Consider the following 15,426-nt stretch of genomic DNA (forward strand, 5'->3'; position numbering starts at 1 on the left):
CCGCTGATCCTGATCAGCCACAACATGCGTCAGGTGTTCGACCTTTGCGACCGCATCGTGGTGTTCCGGCGCGGCCGTATCGTCGCCAATCTGCGCAAGGAGAATACCGATGGGCAGGACATCGTATCGTACATCACCGGCGCCAAGACCGGCGAGGCGGAACTCGCGGCCTGAGGCCGGGCTCGGAGGCGACGGTCATCGCCTTCCCGTCGATCTGACTTGACCGGAAAATGATCTAGCGCCCATGACCGGCGTCCCGCTTCGAACCATCCCCAGAGGAAATTTCCATGACTGTTCGCTTCGCCCTCCTTGGTGCCGGCCGCATCGGCAAGGTCCACGCCCGCGCCGTTGGTTCCAACCCCCAGGCAAAACTGGTCGCCGTTGCCGACGCTTTCGAGAAGGCGGCGAGCGAACTGGCTGTTGCCTATGGCGCCGAGGTGCGGACCATCGACGCCATCGAAAAATCGAAAGACATTGACGCGGTCGTCATCTGCACGCCGACCGACACGCATGCCGATCTGATCGAGCGCTTCGCCAAGGCCGGCAAGGCCATCTTCTGCGAGAAGCCGATCGATCTCGACGTCAAGCGGGTCGAGGAGTGCCTGGCGGTGGTCGACAAGGCCAAGGCGACGCTGATGGTCGGCTTCAACAGGCGCTTCGACCCGCATTTCGCCGCCGTGCGCAAGGCGATCGACGACGGCGCCATCGGCACCGTCGAGATGGTCACCATCACGTCGCGCGATCCCGGCGCCCCGCCGCTCGACTACATCGCCCGCTCCGGCGGCATTTTCCGCGACATGACCATCCATGATTTCGACATGGCGCGTTTCCTGCTCGGCGAGGAGCCGGTCGCTGTCAGCGCACACGCTTCGGTGCTGGTCGACAAGAAAATCGGCGAGGCCGGCGATTTCGACTCGGTCAGCGTCATCCTTGAAACCGCATCGGGCAAGCAGGCCGTCATCTCCAATTCGCGCCGCGCCACCTATGGCTACGACCAGCGCATCGAGGTGCATGGCTCCAAGGGCATGGTGGCGGCCGAGAATCAGCGGCCGGTGTCGATCGAGCTGGCCAACGAGAAGGGCTATACGCGCCCGCCGCTGCACGATTTCTTCATGACCCGCTACCTCGACGCCTACGCCAACGAGATCGCCGCCTTCATCACCGCGGCGACTTCAGGCAAGAAGGCGGCGCCGAGTGGCGCGGACGGCCTCGTGGCGCTCAGGCTGGCCGATGCGGCGCTGAAGTCGGCGACCACGGGCAAGACCGTCCGCTTGGACAAGTAAGAACGCATCCGGACCCAACGCACAGGAGCATAGCGATGAGCGCATCCGCCGATCGCAATTCGAACACACGCGCCATCGTCACCGGCGGCGCGCAAGGCATCGGCTTTGCCGTCGCCGAAGCCCTGGCCGACGAGGGCTGCCGGGCGCTGGCGCTCATCGGCCGCTCGCAGGAAAAGGGTGACAAGGCAGTCGCCCATTTCAAGAAATCAGGCGTCGACGCCATCTTCATCAGCGCCGACGTTTCGAAGGTTGCGGACTGCAAGCGCGCGGTCGCCACCGCGCTCTCCCATTTCGGCGGCATCAACGCGCTGGTCAACGCCGCGGCCACCTCCGCGCGTGGCTCGCTGGTCGAGACATCGGAAGAGCTCTTCGACCAGATATTCGACACCAATGTGCGCGGCCCCTTCTTCCTGATGCAGGGCGTGGTGGCGCATCTCCTGGAGAAAAAGGCGCCCGGCTCGATCGTCAACGTGCTGTCGATGTCGGCGCATGCCGGCCAGTCCTTCCTCACGCCCTATTCGACCAGCAAGGGCGCACTGATGACGCTGACCAAGAACGTCGCCAACGCCTATCGCTTCAACCGCATCCGCTGCAACGCCGTGCTGCCCGGCTGGATGGACACCGAGGGCGAGGACATAGTTCAGAAGAAATGGCACGGAGCAGCCGACGACTGGCTGGAGAAGGCCGAAGCGGCGCAGCCGATGGGCCAGTTGGTCAAGCCGGACCAGCTCGCGCGGCTGATCAGCTACATGGTCAGCCCGCAATCGGGCGTCATGACCGGATCGCTGGTCGACTACGACCAGAGCGTCGCGGGATCGTCGCCGGAATAGCGACAACCGAGTAGTCCACGTCCAGAAGCAGTTCTGCCAAGCGCCGGCCCCTGTTGCCGGCGCTTCGCTATTCCAATATAGTCAAGGTAGTCAGAATGGTCACGGGGATCGAAATGCTGTCTGCTTCCAAAGAAAGCACCAACTGGACAGTCGCCGGTGCAAAAGCCCGGCTCTCGGAGGTTATCGAGCGCGCGCAGTCGTCGCCTCAGACAATCACCAGAAACGGCAAACCAAGCGTGGTTGTGGTCTCGGCCGAGGAATGGCAGCGGAAGACCGCGCGCAAGGGTACGCTTGCGGAGTTTCTGCTGGAGTCGCCGCTGCGCGGCGCCGATCTCGACCTTGAACGTCAACGCGACGAACCGCGTGATCTGCCGTTGTGAGATTGCTGCTCGACACGAATGTCCTGTCCGAGGTGACAAGGCCGTCGCCGGACGCACGCGTTTTGGATTGGCTGGACGGGCTTGATGAGGACCGCTCGTTCATCAGCGTCGTGTCGATCGCCGAGATCCGGCGCGGCGTCGCCCTCATGGATGAGGGCCGCAAACGCGAGGCGTTGGCCGAATGGCTCGCTCGGGACTTGCCGCAGCGCTTCGAGCAGAGGGTTCTTCCGGTGGACGAACTGGTTGCCTTGGCTTGGGGCGACCTGATGGGCCTTGCGAAACGTCGGGGTCGCGGTCTGTCGTCGATGGAGGGACTGATCGCAGCCACCGCGGTTGCGCAGGAGCTGACTTTGGCAACGCGCAACACCAGGGACTTCGAAGGCTTTGGAATTGAACTCTTCGATCCCTGGACCGCATGAGCCGTTCGACGTTGCATGTCGGTCCTCGAAAGCGACCAATGTCCCCTTGTTACAGGAGGACGTCTCGATGCACCCGTACTGGATCAAGATAAGTGGTCATCTCGGTGTCGGCGTCACCGCACGGTCGGAAGCCGACGCCCTGCACCTCTTCGAGCTTGCCTTCGGATCCGCCCAGAAAATCGTCAACATCGAGATCATCAAGGACATGAACGATCTCGACCAAAATCACGTCCTGCCAAATTTGGGCAGCACCAACTGGCTCCGGCGCGGCATCTGGTTCTCCCAGGGCCAGGAGCACATCGCAAACTGAGGCAATGCGTTGCCTCATCAAGCCGCGTGACAAACGCCCTCGCTTCCACTATATGAGCCGCATGATCAACCTGACCGCCACGTACTGGTACTTTAGGAGCTCGCTGGCGGCGGGAGGATTGCGCTCGATCTGAAGATTGCAGCAACAAGATCCGAACAGCCGCCAGACCTGGCGGCTTTTTTGTTTCAGCCGGCAGGTTCCCAAACATAGTTTTACGCAATTCCGGACGGAAAACCGCTACGCACTTTTCCTGGAATTGCTCTAACAGGAGCAGAAAGCCGTGTTGACCACCACAGACGACCTTCGGGTCAAGGAACTTAGACTGCTGAGCACGCCGGAAGAGGTGATGCGCGAGATACCGCGCTCACTGACGGCGACACGCACCGTTGCCGCCTCGCGCAACGCCATCCATTCCATCCTGACAGGGGCCGACGATCGACTTATTGTCATCGTCGGCCCCTGTTCCATCCACGATCCGGTCGCGGCCGTTGACTATGCCAGCCGTCTGGCGGCGCTGCGTGAGGCCCTGGCCGACCGGCTCGAGATCGTGATGCGCGTCTATTTCGAAAAGCCGCGCACGACGGTCGGCTGGAAAGGCCTGATCAACGATCCCGACCTCGACGGCAGCTTCAACATCGACAAGGGGCTGCGGATGGCGCGCAACGTGCTTTCCGCCGTCAACAATCTCGGCCTGCCGGCGGCGACCGAATTCCTCGACATGACGACGCCGCAATACATTGCCGACCTCGTCGCCTGGGGCGCCATCGGCGCGCGCACGACCGAGAGCCAGATCCATCGTGAGCTGGCCTCCGGCCTCTCCTGCCCGGTCGGCTTCAAGAACGGCACCGACGGCAATCTCAGGATCGCCGGCGAGGCGGTGAAGTCGGCCGCCCAGCCGCATCATTTCATGGCTGTGACCAAGGGCGGACGCAGCGCCATCGCGGCGACGACGGGCAACGAGGATTGCCATGTCATCCTGCGCGGCGGTGTTCAGCCCAACTATGACGCGGCAAGCGTCGAGGCCGCATCCTTGGAACTCGCCCGCATCGGCATCGCGCCCCGTCTGATGGTCGACGTCAGCCACGCCAATTCAGCCAAGAAGCCCGAGAATCAGCCGAAAGTGGCGGCCGATGTCGCGGGCCAGGTGGCGGCGGGCGACGAGCGCATCATCGGTGTCATGATCGAGAGCAATCTCGTCGCCGGCCGGCAGGATGTCGTGGCCGGCAAGCCGCTGGTCTACGGCCAGAGCATCACTGATGGCTGCATCGACTGGGCGACAACCGAGACTGTGCTGCACGGTCTTGCCGGCGCCGTCGAATGGCGCCGCTCGGCCCGCCGCGCCATGCTGGACAGCCGGCAAGGGGCAGCCTGATACGACGGTGATAGGGGCGGCGCCAACCGGAATTACGCCGCCCTCAAGCCTTCCCATGCAGTGAACACGGAGACCGCAAACAGCAGCAGCCCGGCCGCCCGGCCGGCGAATGCTGTCGCTCGCGGATTGGCGACCAACAGCTTGCGGCTGCGGCCGGCTGATATTGCGAGCCCGCCATAGATCGCGGCCTGCGTCAGCACGGTCAGCAGGCCCATGATCGTCGCCTGCATCCAGATCGGACCGTAGTGCGGTTTCAGGAACTGCGGGTAGACAGCCAGGACGAAGAGATAGGCCTTGGGATTGATCAGGCAGGTCACGAAACCTTGGCGAAACGCCTTCCATGCGGAACGGCTGCCGACTGGCCCGTCATGGCCGACGGTGATCGAGCTGCGCATCAGCGTGAGGCCGATGAATGCCATGTAGGCGGCGCCGGCAAGCAGCAGTGGCTTGAACAGGATCGGCACGAAATGCATGAGCAGGCCGACGCCGATAGCGCCGTTCAGCGTGTGCACCATGCCGCCGACCATGATGCCGCCGGTCGCCGCCAGGCCCCTGTCGCGCCCACCGGTCAGCGCATTGGCAAGCACGAACAGCATGTCCATGCCTGGAACGGCGATGATGCCGAACAGGAGAAGAAAGAAAAGCCAGAGATTTTCCGCATAGCTCATGTCAGTTGCCCGTCGCCTCCCGCCGCCGCGCCGGCAAGGAATTTGTTGATTTTCAAGCCGATGGGCGGTCCTATAGATCGAGCCAACTGACGATGGTGTGTCAGTTGTGATCGCAGCCGGTGAAAAAAATGCGCAAGGCATCGCGCCTGTTCGAGATCATTCAGATCCTGCGGCTGGCCAGCCGGCCGGTGACGGCGGCAATGATTGCGGGGCAGCTGGAAGTGACGATACGCTCGATCTACCGCGACATCGCGGCACTGCAGGCCATGCGTGTCCCGATCGAGGGCGGCCGTGGCGTCGGCTACATACTGCGCCCCGGTTTCGACCTGCCGCCGCTGATGTTCTCGATCGAGGAGATGGAGGCGATCGTGCTGTCGCTGGCGCTGCTGGAGCGCACCGGAGACGACGAACTCAAGCAGGCGGCCAAGCGCGTCAGCGCCAAGATCGCCGGCGCGGTGCCGCCGCCCTTGCGTCAGACGCTCGAGGCCAATGCGTTGCACGCCTGGGGCTTCGCCGCACCGTCCGCCGGCACGATCGACCTTGCGCTGGTGCGCCGCGCCATCCGCGACGAGGAAAAGCTCGATCTTTCCTACCGCGACGAACTCGGCCGTGCCTCCGAGCGCCTGATTCGTCCGATCGCGCTGATCTATTACGCCGAGACCGCCAACATCGTAGCCTGGTGCGAACTGCGCCAGGCAATCCGCAATTTCCGCAGCGACCGCATCGAGGATTGCCAGCCGACCGGCCTACGCTTCAAGGGCGAAGGCGATCGTTTGCGGCAGATCTGGGTCGATGGATGGGAAGTCAATGCAGCGGCCGCCGGCTAAGGCGACCAGCGCAGTGAACCCTACCTTACATCCACCCAGCGCTTCTCCTCGAACGAACGCGCCATCGCATGCACGGTGCGCTCGATCTCCAGCCCTTCGGCGAACTCGATGAGCCGGGCCGGCTTGCCGGCAAGCCGCGTCAGCAATTCATGGCATTCGATGATCTTGAGGTCGTTGAAGCCGAGGCTGTGGCCGGGCGCCGGTACGAAAAGGTCGTAGGGCCTGTGCTGCGGCGCCACCAATATGGTGCGATAGCCCTGTTCGGTCGGCCGGTCCGATGTGAGGTAGAGCTGGAATTCGTTCATCCGCTCCTGGTCGAACAGGATCGATCCCTTGGAGCCGAAGATCTGGATGGCGATGCGGCCCTTGCGGCCCCAGGCCGAGCGGTTGACCTGCAGCGTGCCGGCAACGCCGTTTTCGAGATGCATCAGCACGCTGGCGATATCGTAGGTCTCGACCGCGCGGCGCCCGCCGGCCGCCAGTTTGCGGTCGGCATAGGGCTTGGCCATGTCGCAGATGACGCTGGCGACGCGGCCGAACAGCGCCGTGACCAGCGACAGCGGATGCACGGCGAAATCGTCGAGCGCACCGTAGCCGGAAGACGCCTCGTGCTTCCAGAAGAAAAGCGCCTCGGGATCGGCCATGAAATCCTCATCCATCTCGATGCGCAGATGGTTGACCTCGCCGATGATCTTCTCGTCGAGCAGCGCGCCGATGTGACGGATGGCCGGGCTCTGGATGTAGTTGTAGCCAAGCGCCGCGACCTTGCCTGATTTCTTGGCCGCGGCTGCCATCGCCTCGGCTTCGGCAAAGCTCGGGGCCATCGGCTTTTCGCACCACAGATGCTTGCCGGCTTCGAGGACGGCGATGGCCATCTCCGGATGAAACTGGTTGGGCGTGGTGAGCGAGACGATATCGACTTCGGGATCATTGATCACGGCGCGCCAGTCGCCGGAGGCCTTGGCGAAGCCGAGCTCGCCGGCCTTGCGCCTGGCGAGATCCTCGTTGATCTCGCCGAGATGGACGAGCCTTGGCTTGGTCGCGTCCGGAAAGACCGCACCGACCGCACTCCACGCGATGGCGTGGCATTTGCCCATGAAGCCCGTGCCGATAAGACCTACGCCGACCATTTTTCGTCCTCCGCTGCCATGAATGCTGCGTGGATGAATTAGTCCATTTTCTCCAGGAATGGAATGTCTGCCTCATTTTTTATGGCGTTCTTGCGCAGGCCCGCTATGATGGGGCAGAGAGAGCTTCCAGACAGCCTGAACAGAGCGACGATGGACGAACAGGTACCTCGCGACTTCGAGACGCTGCGCGCCACCATTCTGGATCGGCGCGAGAGCTTGCCCAAGCGCATCGCCCAGATCGCCGCCTATGCGCTCGACAATCCCGACGATATCGCCTTCGGCACCGCCGCCAGCATCGCCGCTTCGGCCGGCGTGCAGCCCTCGACCCTGATCCGCTTTGCCCAGCAACTCGGTTTCGACGGTTTTACCAGCCTGCAGCAGGTGTTCCGCGAGCGGCTGCGCGAGCGCAACTCCTCCTATGACGAGCGGCTGCAAGCGCTGCGCGCCAAGGCCGAGGGCGGCGCCGGTCACCGGGCGATCTTCGACGGCTTCATCGCCGCCGCCAGCACCTCGCTCAACGATATTTCCCGCACGCTGGATGACACGCATCTTGAAGACGCGATTTCGCTGCTGGCAAAGGCGCAGACCATCTATGTCTTGGCCAAGCGGCGCTCCTATCCTGTGGCGAGTTATATCGCCTATGCGCTCGGTAAGCTGAAGATCCGCAACCAGCTGATCGAATCGGCCGCCGGCCTGAATGCCGAGATGGTCGGCTTCGCCACGCCGGCGGACGCCGTCATCGCCATCAGCTTCTCGCCCTACGCGCCGGCCACGATCGAGGAGGCGCGCGCCATTGCCGAGCAAGGGGTGCCGATCGTTGCCATCACCGACAGCTCGTTCTCGCCGCTCGCCCAGTTCGCCAGGGTCTGGTTCGAGGTTGCCGAGGCGGATTTCGCCGGCTTCCGCTCGCTGTCGGCGACAATGGCGCTGGCCATGGCGCTGACCGTCGGCGTCGGCGAGAAGCGGCGCGACGCGACTCGCAAGCGCAAGGCTTGATCGAGCATCCCATCAAGGCAATTTTAGCCCAGGGAATGCTCATTCCATATTGACTATGGATTGGAATTATTATTTCATATTGTCGGCGCCACGCTGCCGCTCGCGCGTGTTACCCAAACAATGTTGTCCATGACGACAAGACCGACGGGAGGTTCCAATGAGCGAAGCCGTGGACGCAAGACAGGCGCCGCTCGACGTCATCACCATCGGCCGCGCGTCCGTCGACCTCTATGGCCAGCAGATCGGCTCGCGGCTTGAGGACATCACCTCTTTCGCCAAGTCGGTCGGCGGCTGCCCGGCCAACATCTCGGTCGGCACGGCGCGCCTCGGGTTGCGCTCGGCACTGCTGACGCGTGTCGGCGACGAGCAGATGGGCCGCTTCATCCGCGAACAACTGAAGCGCGAAGGCGTCAATGTCGACGGGCTGAAGACCGACAAGGAGCGGCTGACCGCGCTGGTGCTGCTTTCGGTCGAGAGCGAAGGCGTTTCGCCGATGATCTTCTACCGTTCGGACTGCGCCGACATGGCGCTGGCCGAAGAGGACATCGACGAGGCGTTTATTTCCTCGGCCCGCGCGATCGTCGTCACCGGAACGCACTTTTCCCGCCCCAACAGTGACGCCGCCCAGCGCAAGGCCATCCGCATCATGAAGGCCAGGGGCGGCAAGGTGGTCTTCGACATCGACTACCGGCCGAACCTGTGGGGTCTCGCCGGCCACGCCGAGGGCTTTGAGCGTTATGTCAAATCGGACCGGGTCTCGGCTCAGTTGAAGACGGTGCTGCCCGATTGCGATCTCATCGTCGGCACCGAGGAAGAGATCATGATCGCGTCCGGCGCCGACGACTGCCTGAGCGCGCTGAAGGCGATCCGCGCCCTGTCCTCGGCCACCATCGTCTTGAAGCGCGGCGCCATGGGCTGCATCGTCTATGACGGGCCGATCAGCGACGATCTCGAGGACGGCATCGTCGGCGAGGGTTTCCCGATCGAGATCTACAACGTGCTGGGCGCCGGTGACGCCTTCATGTCGGGCTTGCTGCGTGGCTGGCTCGGCGGCGAAAGCTTCGCCACCGCGGCGACCTGGGCCAATGCGTGCGGCGCCTTCGCCGTGTCGCGGCTGCTCTGCGCGCCGGAATATCCGACCTTCGAGGAGCTGCAGTTCTTCCTCAGGAACGGCAGCAAGCATCGCGCGCTGCGCAAGGACGAGGCAATCAACCACATCCATTGGGCGACGACACGCCGGCGCGACATCCCGTCGCTGATGGCGCTTGCCTGCGATCACCGTGTGCAGCTCGAGGATGTAGCAGCCAAGACCGGCGCCGATCCGGCGCGCATACGCGACTTCAAGGTGCTGGCGGTCAAGGCAGCGGCCAAGGTCGCCGCCGGCCGCGACGGCTATGGCATGCTGATCGACGAGAAACATGGCCGCGAGGCGATGTTCGAGTTCGCCCGGCATCCCTTCGCCTGGCTTGGACGCCCGGTGGAACTGCCGGGCTCGCGGCCGCTGCGCTTCGAATTCTCCCAGGACATCGGCTCGCAACTCACCGAATGGCCGGTCGACCACTGCATCAAGTGCCTGTGCTTCTACCATCCGGACGATCCGGCGGCCTTGAAGGAAGAACAGCAGCAGAAGCTGCGCGCGCTGTTCGAGGCCGCACGCAAAGTCGGCCGGGAACTTCTGATCGAGATCATCGCCGGCAAGCATGGCAAGCTCGACGATACGACGATCCCGCGCGCGCTGGAGGAACTCTATGCGCTCGGCATCAAGCCGGACTGGTGGAAGCTCGAACCGCAGGCGTCGAGCGGCGCCTGGGCCAGGATCGAGGCGGTGATCCTGAAGCACGATCCCCGGTGCCGAGGCATCGTACTGCTTGGCCTGGAAGCGCCGCAGGACGAACTGGAAGCGGCGTTCGCCGCCACCGCCAAGGCGCCCATCGTGAAAGGCTTTGCCGTCGGCCGCACCATCTTCGTCCACGCCGCCGAACAATGGCTGGCCGGCAAGATGTCGGATGAGGAGGCTGTCGCCGACATGGCGTCGCGCTTCGAACAACTGACCGAAGCGTGGCTTGCCGCGCGCGGCCGCAAGGCGGCATAACAAGGCGCTGCATAAGGACTGCGGAGGAAAAACCGATATGACCAAGACAATCCGCCTGACGATGGCGCAGGCGCTGACCCGCTTCCTGTCCCACCAGATGACCGAGATCGACGGCAAAAAGGTGCCGATTTTTGGTGGCGTCTGGGCGATCTTCGGCCATGGCAATGTCGCCGGCATCGGCGAAGCGCTCTACCAGGTGCGCGACCGACTGCCGACCTTTCGCGCCCATAACGAACAGGCGATGGCGCATGCGGCGATCGCCTATGGCAAGGCCAATTTCCGCCGTCGCTTCATGGCCGCGACCTCTTCGATCGGCCCCGGCGCGCTGAACATGGTGACGGCGGCAGCACTTGCCCACGTAAACAGGTTGCCCGTCCTGTTTTTGCCGGGCGATGTCTTCGCCAACCGCATTCCCGACCCCGTTCTGCAGCAGGCCGAGGATTTTTCCGACGGCACGGCGACGGTCAACGACTGCTTCCGGCCGGTGTCGCGCTATTTCGACCGCATCACGCGGCCGGAACAGATCATCCCGGCGCTCAATCGCGCCATGCAGGTGCTGACCGACCCCGCCGATTGCGGCCCGGTGACGCTTTCGCTCTGCCAGGATGTACAGGCCGAGGCCTATGACTATCCCGAGAGCTTCTTTGCCGAGCGGGTCTGGCGCCAGCGGCGGCCGCGTCCGGACCGCGGCGAACTGGCGGCCGCCGTCGCGGCACTCAAGGGCGCCAGGAAGCCATTGATCATTGCCGGAGGCGGCGTTCTCTATTCGCAGGCTTCCGATGAACTGGCCAAATTCGCGCAAGGCGCGGGCATTCCGGTCTGCGAGACGCAAGGCGGCAAGTCCTCGCTGCCGGACGATCACAAGCTCAACATGGCGGCGGTTGGCGTCACCGGCACCTCGGCCGCCAACCGGCTGGCGGAAGAGGCCGATGTGGTGCTTGCCATCGGCACGCGGCTGCAGGATTTCACCACCGGCTCGTGGGCGCTGTTCAAGAATTCGGGCAAGACCATCATCGGGCTCAACGTGCAGCCTTTCGATGCCGGCAAACACCGGGCGCTGCCGCTGGTCGCCGACGCGGCCGAAGGGCTCGCCGAACTCGCCGCCGCGCTGCAAGACTGGAAGGCGCCTGAGGCCTGGACTGACAATGCGGTCACCGGCAAGGAAGCCTGGCAGGCCGATGCGGCCAAGGTGACGGCCTCGACCAATGCCGCTTTCCCCTCCGACGCGCAGGTGATCGGCGCCGTGCAGCGCGCCATGGGCTCCGGCGTGACGCTGCTGCATGCCGCAGGTGGCCTTCCCGGCGAATTGCACAAGCTCTGGCAAGCGGGCGCGCCCGGCTCCTACCATGCCGAATACGGCTTCTCGACCATGGGCTACGAAATCGCCGGCGGGCTCGGCACCAAGATGGCCAAGCCCGACGATGAGGTCGTGGTCATGATCGGCGACGGCTCCTATCTGATGCTGAATTCCGAGATCGCCACCTCGGTGATGCTTGGCCTCAAGCTCACCATCGTGCTGCTCGACAACAGGGGTTTTGGCTGCATCAACCGGCTGCAGATGGCGACCGGTGGCGCCAACTTCAACAATCTCCTGAAGGACTCGCGCCACGATATTTTGCCCGACATCGACTTTGCCGCGCATGCGGCGAGCATGGGGGCGATCGCCGAGAAGGTGCCGTCCATCGCCGAGCTGGAAAACGCGCTGCAGAAGGCCAAGAAGAACGACCGCACCACCGTGCTGGTCATCGACACCGATCCGCTGGTTTCCACCGACGCCGGCGGCCATTGGTGGGACGTGGCGGTGCCGGAAGTGTCCGCCCGCAGCCAGGTCAACGCGGCGCGCAAGGTCTATGATGAGAAACGGCAGATGCAGACCATCGGCGATTGATGTCGGCGCCAAGGCTCCTCCCTTCTCCCGTTTACGGGGAGAGGGTGCCGGCAGGCGGATGAGGGCGGCTCCAACGAACAAGAAACTGTTTTAGCACCGGAGTGACGACTTGAAAGCCAAACTGGGCATGTCCCCCATTGCATGGTGGAACGACGATCTTGCCGAACTCAGCGATGACGTGTCGCTGGAGGAATGCTTGCGCCAATCGCGCTCGGCCGGCTTTACAGGCATGGAGATGGGCCGCCGCTTCCCCAACGATCCCGCCGTCATGCTGCCGATCCTGAAGGCCGCCGACGTGACGCTCTGCGGCGGCTGGTTCTCGGGCACGCTGGTCGACGAAGAAATGGCTGCCAACAAGGACCGCATCCAGCCGATGATCGACTTGTTCAAGGCGGTTGACGCGCCTTGCATCGTCTATGGCGAGGTCGGCCGCTCGATCCAGGGCGACCGATCCAAGCCGCTCGCCACCAAGCCGAAGCTCACCAGTGATGAGATGAAAGCCTACGCGCGGCGCCTGACGGAATTCGGAGAATGGTGCGCCGAGCAAGGCATGCCGCTTTCCTATCACCATCACATGGCGGCCGTGGTCGAGACCGAGCCGGAGCTCGATGCCCTCATGCGCCATTCCGGCGAAGGCATCCCGCTGCTGCTCGATGCCGGACACCTCGCGTTTGCCGGCGGCGACGTGCTGCGCGCCATCGACAACCATCACAAGCGCATCAGCCATGTCCATGTGAAGGATGTGCGCATGGATGTGATCGACAAGCTCGACCGTACGAAGCAGTCCTTTCTCGACGCCGTGGCGCTCGGCGCCTTCACCGTGCCGGGCGACGGTTCGCTCGATTTTGGCGCCATCGTGCAGCGCTTCGCGGATCATGGCTATGAAGGCTGGTTCGTGGTCGAGGCCGAGCAGGATCCCAGGAAGAACCCGCCGCTCAAGATGGCTGAGGTCGGCTACAAGGAGCTGATGCGGGTGATGACGGATGCCGGCTACACCGTCGAGACACAAGGCTTTCCGAGTGCCTGAAGGCTGGATTCACGGTGCCGCGCGGTCTATCTGAGGCAGATTGCTGAGTTACGGATGGCGCGATGAAAGATTATGAACACCCGTTCTTCCGCCCGCTTTGGCGGCGCATCGCCGTCGTCGCGGTCTGCCTGATCTGGTCGGTGATCGAATTCGCTTCCGGCACGCCGTTCTGGGGCGTGATCGCGCTCGGTTTCGCCGGCTACGGCGCCTGGCAGTTTTTTTATCTCTATAAGCCGGCTGAAGAAAAAGAGGCCGAGCCCGAACCGAAGGAGTGACTGGTCGCGTAGGCGATTAACTTGCAGCGCCTCGGCCAATCTGAGGCGTCTGCGATGATCCTTTTGAACAACCGGTGAAATCGTCGGCCTGGACAAGCTGCAACCCGTCAAGCCACTGGAACAGGAGAGACAAAATGTCCAAACTGCTCGTCAAAGCCGACAAGGGCCATGGCCGCGTCGCGCATGTGACGCCGAAAAGCGCCGGCTGGACTTATGTCGGTTTCGACCTGCATCGGCTGAAACCAGGCGAAAGCGCCTCGGGAAAGACGGACGACCGTGAAGTCTGCCTGGTGTTCGTGACCGGCAAGGGTACCGCGACAGCCGCCGGCAAGGACCTCGGCCTGCTCGGCGAGCGCATGTCGCCTTTCGAGGGCAAGCCGTGGTCCGTCTACGTGCCGCAGGGATCGGACTGGTCGGTGACGGCCGATACCGAGCTGGAACTTGGCGTGTGCTCGGCGCCCGGCCTTGGCGGCGGCCTGCCGGTCCGGGTGATCGGACCGGACGATCTCGGCCAGGAGGTGCGGGGCAAGGGCACCAACACGCGCTACGTCACCAACATCCTGCCGGAAGGCCAGCCCGCCGACTCATTGCTGGTGGTCGAGGTCATCACGCCCGGCGGCCACACGTCGAGCTACCCGCCGCACAAGCATGACCAGGACAACCTGCCCGCTGAATCCTATCTCGAGGAGACCTACTACCACCGCCTCAACCCGCCGCAGGGCTTTGCCTTCCAGCGCGTCTATACCGACGCCGACAAGGATGGCCGGCGCGCGCTGGACGAAGCCATGGCGATCGAGGACGGCGACGTGGTGCTGGTGCCCAGGGGCTATCATCCCTGTGCCGCCTGCCACGGCTATGACCTCTATTATCTCAATGTGATGGCCGGGCCGAAGCGGACGTGGAAATTCCACAATGCGCCCGAGCACGAATGGTTGATGAAGGCCTGACCGCTCTGCGTTTCCGGCTGAACCTATTGGTCCAGCTTTGAAAAATCGTCGGCTAACGACCCTGAGGGTCGATTTGCCTTCGAAAACCCTTCAAAGCTTCGTCAATCCGTCATGGAAATCACCTATGGCAACGGTTCCAGTGCATGTCGCCCAAAAGTGCGTAGCGGTTTTGGGACGACGACATGCACCAAATGAAGACTTAAAGCGCGTCGCACCCTCACTTCAAACGCGGCGCGCTTTAACGAGGACTTCCCATGCGTTATGCCATTTATTTCACTCCCCGGCAGGACGAGCCGCTGGCGCGAATCGCCGCCAACTGGCTGGGCCGCGACCCGTTTGGTGCCGCGACCAGGCCTGTTGAGGCCGTTGCCGACTTGTCTGCGGCGGAAGTGGCCTTCCACACCGCTTCGGCGCGCCGCTATGGCTTTCATGCCACGCTGAAAGCGCCCTTCCACCTGGCTGCCACAGAGACCGAGGCTTCGCTGCGCGCGGCGCTCGACCGTTTTGCCGAAGCAACGCCTGTCGTGACGGTCCCGCGCCTTGTCGTCAGCCAGATCGACGGCTTCTTCGCGCTTGTGCCGGATGGTCCGCTGCCTCCGCTCAACCGCTTCGCCGACGACGTCGTGCGCGATTTCGACCGGTTTCGCGCTCCGTTGAGCGAGGCCGAGATCGAGCGGCGCAGTCCGGATTCGCTGAAGCCGGCCGAGTTTCGCAATCTCTGCCAATGGGGTTACCCCTATGTCTTCGACACCTTCCGCTTCCACATGACCCTGTCCGGCCGAGCCGGACCGCAGGAAAGCCCCCGGCTGCGCGCGGCGATCGACAGCCTTTTCGCCGATGTGTTGCGCCAGCCCGTGCTGGTGGATGCGCTGACATTGTTTGTCGAACCCGAACCCGGTGCGCCGTTCATGGCGCTTTCCCAGCACGGGCTCGGACGCCGTCCGGCCCGGAAAATCGCCTGAACGAACCCGACTGCAAGAAC

16 protein-coding genes are annotated in these 15,426 nt (G+C 63.6%); 14 read left to right on the forward strand and 2 right to left on the reverse strand.

What is annotated here, in order from left to right; all coding sequences use genetic code 11:
* The first annotated feature begins 287 nt into the window (after positions 1-287).
* The 6 genes from iolG to FJ434_RS28405 all read left to right on the forward strand — a co-directional run bounded on the left by iolG (position 288) and on the right by FJ434_RS28405 (position 4,594).
* The gene (iolG, locus tag FJ434_RS28380; RefSeq protein WP_140752790.1) at positions 288-1,283 is read left to right on the forward strand and encodes an inositol 2-dehydrogenase; all 996 of its coding nucleotides are present in this window, start codon (positions 288-290) and stop codon (positions 1,281-1,283) included.
* Between the two features lie 35 nt (positions 1,284-1,318).
* Positions 1,319-2,113 carry an SDR family oxidoreductase gene (locus FJ434_RS28385; protein WP_140509601.1) on the forward strand — a complete coding sequence of 265 codons (795 nt, stop codon included), beginning with the start codon at positions 1,319-1,321 and terminating at the stop codon, positions 2,111-2,113.
* A 95-nt stretch (positions 2,114-2,208) separates the two neighbouring features.
* A complete protein-coding gene (locus FJ434_RS28390) occupies positions 2,209-2,493 on the forward strand; it encodes a type II toxin-antitoxin system prevent-host-death family antitoxin (protein WP_246673974.1) in 285 nt (94 codons plus the stop codon).
* Positions 2,490-2,912: a type II toxin-antitoxin system VapC family toxin gene (locus FJ434_RS28395; protein ID WP_140752792.1), complete on the forward strand. Its 423-nt coding sequence runs from the start codon at positions 2,490-2,492 to the stop codon at positions 2,910-2,912. Before FJ434_RS28390 ends, FJ434_RS28395 begins: the two co-directional genes overlap by 4 nt.
* A 67-nt stretch (positions 2,913-2,979) precedes the next feature.
* A complete protein-coding gene (locus FJ434_RS28400; protein WP_140752794.1) occupies positions 2,980-3,222 on the forward strand; it encodes a hypothetical protein in 243 nt (80 codons plus the stop codon).
* 280 nt (positions 3,223-3,502) lie between these two features.
* Positions 3,503-4,594: a 3-deoxy-7-phosphoheptulonate synthase gene (locus FJ434_RS28405; RefSeq protein ID WP_140752796.1), complete on the forward strand. Its 1,092-nt coding sequence runs from the start codon at positions 3,503-3,505 to the stop codon at positions 4,592-4,594.
* Positions 4,595-4,626: 32 nt separating this feature from the next.
* Here the strand turns inward: FJ434_RS28405 and FJ434_RS28410 are convergent, their stop codons facing one another.
* Positions 4,627-5,262 (reverse strand): LysE family translocator, encoded by a 636-nt coding sequence (locus FJ434_RS28410; protein ID WP_140509594.1) that lies wholly within the window; start codon positions 5,260-5,262, stop codon positions 4,627-4,629.
* 128 nt (positions 5,263-5,390) lie between these two features.
* On the opposite strand from FJ434_RS28410, the gene FJ434_RS28415 reads away from it, so the two are divergent.
* A complete protein-coding gene (locus FJ434_RS28415) occupies positions 5,391-6,089 on the forward strand; it encodes a YafY family protein (RefSeq protein ID WP_140509592.1) in 699 nt (232 codons plus the stop codon).
* A gap of 20 nt (positions 6,090-6,109) precedes the next feature.
* On the opposite strand, the gene FJ434_RS28420 is transcribed toward FJ434_RS28415, so the two are convergent.
* Entirely contained in the window at positions 6,110-7,219 is a 1,110-nt protein-coding gene (locus tag FJ434_RS28420; RefSeq protein ID WP_140509590.1) for a Gfo/Idh/MocA family oxidoreductase, read from the reverse strand.
* Positions 7,220-7,369: 150 nt separating this feature from the next.
* Between FJ434_RS28420 and FJ434_RS28425 the strand changes: the two genes are divergently transcribed.
* The 7 genes from FJ434_RS28425 to FJ434_RS28455 all read left to right on the forward strand — a co-directional run bounded on the left by FJ434_RS28425 (position 7,370) and on the right by FJ434_RS28455 (position 15,406).
* A complete protein-coding gene (locus tag FJ434_RS28425) occupies positions 7,370-8,215 on the forward strand; it encodes a MurR/RpiR family transcriptional regulator (protein ID WP_140509589.1) in 846 nt (281 codons plus the stop codon).
* A 157-nt stretch (positions 8,216-8,372) separates the two neighbouring features.
* A complete protein-coding gene (iolC, locus tag FJ434_RS28430; protein ID WP_140752798.1) occupies positions 8,373-10,307 on the forward strand; it encodes a 5-dehydro-2-deoxygluconokinase in 1,935 nt (644 codons plus the stop codon).
* Positions 10,308-10,344: 37 nt separating this feature from the next.
* The gene (iolD, locus tag FJ434_RS28435) at positions 10,345-12,195 is read left to right on the forward strand and encodes a 3D-(3,5/4)-trihydroxycyclohexane-1,2-dione acylhydrolase (decyclizing) (RefSeq protein ID WP_140752800.1); all 1,851 of its coding nucleotides are present in this window, start codon (positions 10,345-10,347) and stop codon (positions 12,193-12,195) included.
* A 109-nt stretch (positions 12,196-12,304) separates the two neighbouring features.
* Positions 12,305-13,222, forward strand: coding sequence for a myo-inosose-2 dehydratase (iolE, locus tag FJ434_RS28440; RefSeq protein ID WP_140752802.1), 918 nt, complete (start codon positions 12,305-12,307; stop codon positions 13,220-13,222).
* Positions 13,223-13,284: 62 nt separating this feature from the next.
* Positions 13,285-13,497: a DUF3329 domain-containing protein gene (locus FJ434_RS28445; RefSeq protein ID WP_140509582.1), complete on the forward strand. Its 213-nt coding sequence runs from the start codon at positions 13,285-13,287 to the stop codon at positions 13,495-13,497.
* A 134-nt stretch (positions 13,498-13,631) separates the two neighbouring features.
* Positions 13,632-14,444, forward strand: coding sequence for a 5-deoxy-glucuronate isomerase (iolB, locus tag FJ434_RS28450; RefSeq protein WP_140509580.1), 813 nt, complete (start codon positions 13,632-13,634; stop codon positions 14,442-14,444).
* Positions 14,445-14,698: 254 nt separating this feature from the next.
* Positions 14,699-15,406 (forward strand): DUF1045 domain-containing protein, encoded by a 708-nt coding sequence (locus tag FJ434_RS28455; RefSeq protein WP_140509578.1) that lies wholly within the window; start codon positions 14,699-14,701, stop codon positions 15,404-15,406.
* Positions 15,407-15,426 lie beyond the last annotated feature (20 nt).

The organism is Mesorhizobium sp. B2-5-13 (assembly GCF_006440535.1).
GTDB lineage: Bacteria > Pseudomonadota > Alphaproteobacteria > Rhizobiales > Rhizobiaceae > Mesorhizobium > Mesorhizobium salmacidum.

Bases quoted from the DNA above. Each gene is read 5' to 3' on its own strand.
- iolB (WP_140509580.1), top strand. From the start codon at position 13,632: ATGTCCAAACTGCTCGTCAAAGCCGACAAGGGCCATGGCCGCGTCGCG.
- FJ434_RS28410 (WP_140509594.1), bottom strand. From the start codon at position 5,262: ATGAGCTATGCGGAAAATCTCTGGCTTTTCTTTCTTCTCCTGTTCGGC.
- FJ434_RS28425 (WP_140509589.1), top strand. From the start codon at position 7,370: ATGGACGAACAGGTACCTCGCGACTTCGAGACGCTGCGCGCCACCATT.
- iolG (WP_140752790.1), top strand. From the start codon at position 288: ATGACTGTTCGCTTCGCCCTCCTTGGTGCCGGCCGCATCGGCAAGGTC.
- iolD (WP_140752800.1), top strand. From the start codon at position 10,345: ATGACCAAGACAATCCGCCTGACGATGGCGCAGGCGCTGACCCGCTTC.
- FJ434_RS28445 (WP_140509582.1), top strand. From the start codon at position 13,285: ATGAAAGATTATGAACACCCGTTCTTCCGCCCGCTTTGGCGGCGCATC.
- FJ434_RS28420 (WP_140509590.1), bottom strand. From the start codon at position 7,219: ATGGTCGGCGTAGGTCTTATCGGCACGGGCTTCATGGGCAAATGCCAC.
- FJ434_RS28390 (WP_246673974.1), top strand. From the start codon at position 2,209: ATGGTCACGGGGATCGAAATGCTGTCTGCTTCCAAAGAAAGCACCAAC.
- FJ434_RS28385 (WP_140509601.1), top strand. From the start codon at position 1,319: ATGAGCGCATCCGCCGATCGCAATTCGAACACACGCGCCATCGTCACC.
- FJ434_RS28415 (WP_140509592.1), top strand. From the start codon at position 5,391: ATGCGCAAGGCATCGCGCCTGTTCGAGATCATTCAGATCCTGCGGCTG.
- FJ434_RS28455 (WP_140509578.1), top strand. From the start codon at position 14,699: ATGCGTTATGCCATTTATTTCACTCCCCGGCAGGACGAGCCGCTGGCG.
- FJ434_RS28400 (WP_140752794.1), top strand. From the start codon at position 2,980: ATGCACCCGTACTGGATCAAGATAAGTGGTCATCTCGGTGTCGGCGTC.
- iolC (WP_140752798.1), top strand. From the start codon at position 8,373: ATGAGCGAAGCCGTGGACGCAAGACAGGCGCCGCTCGACGTCATCACC.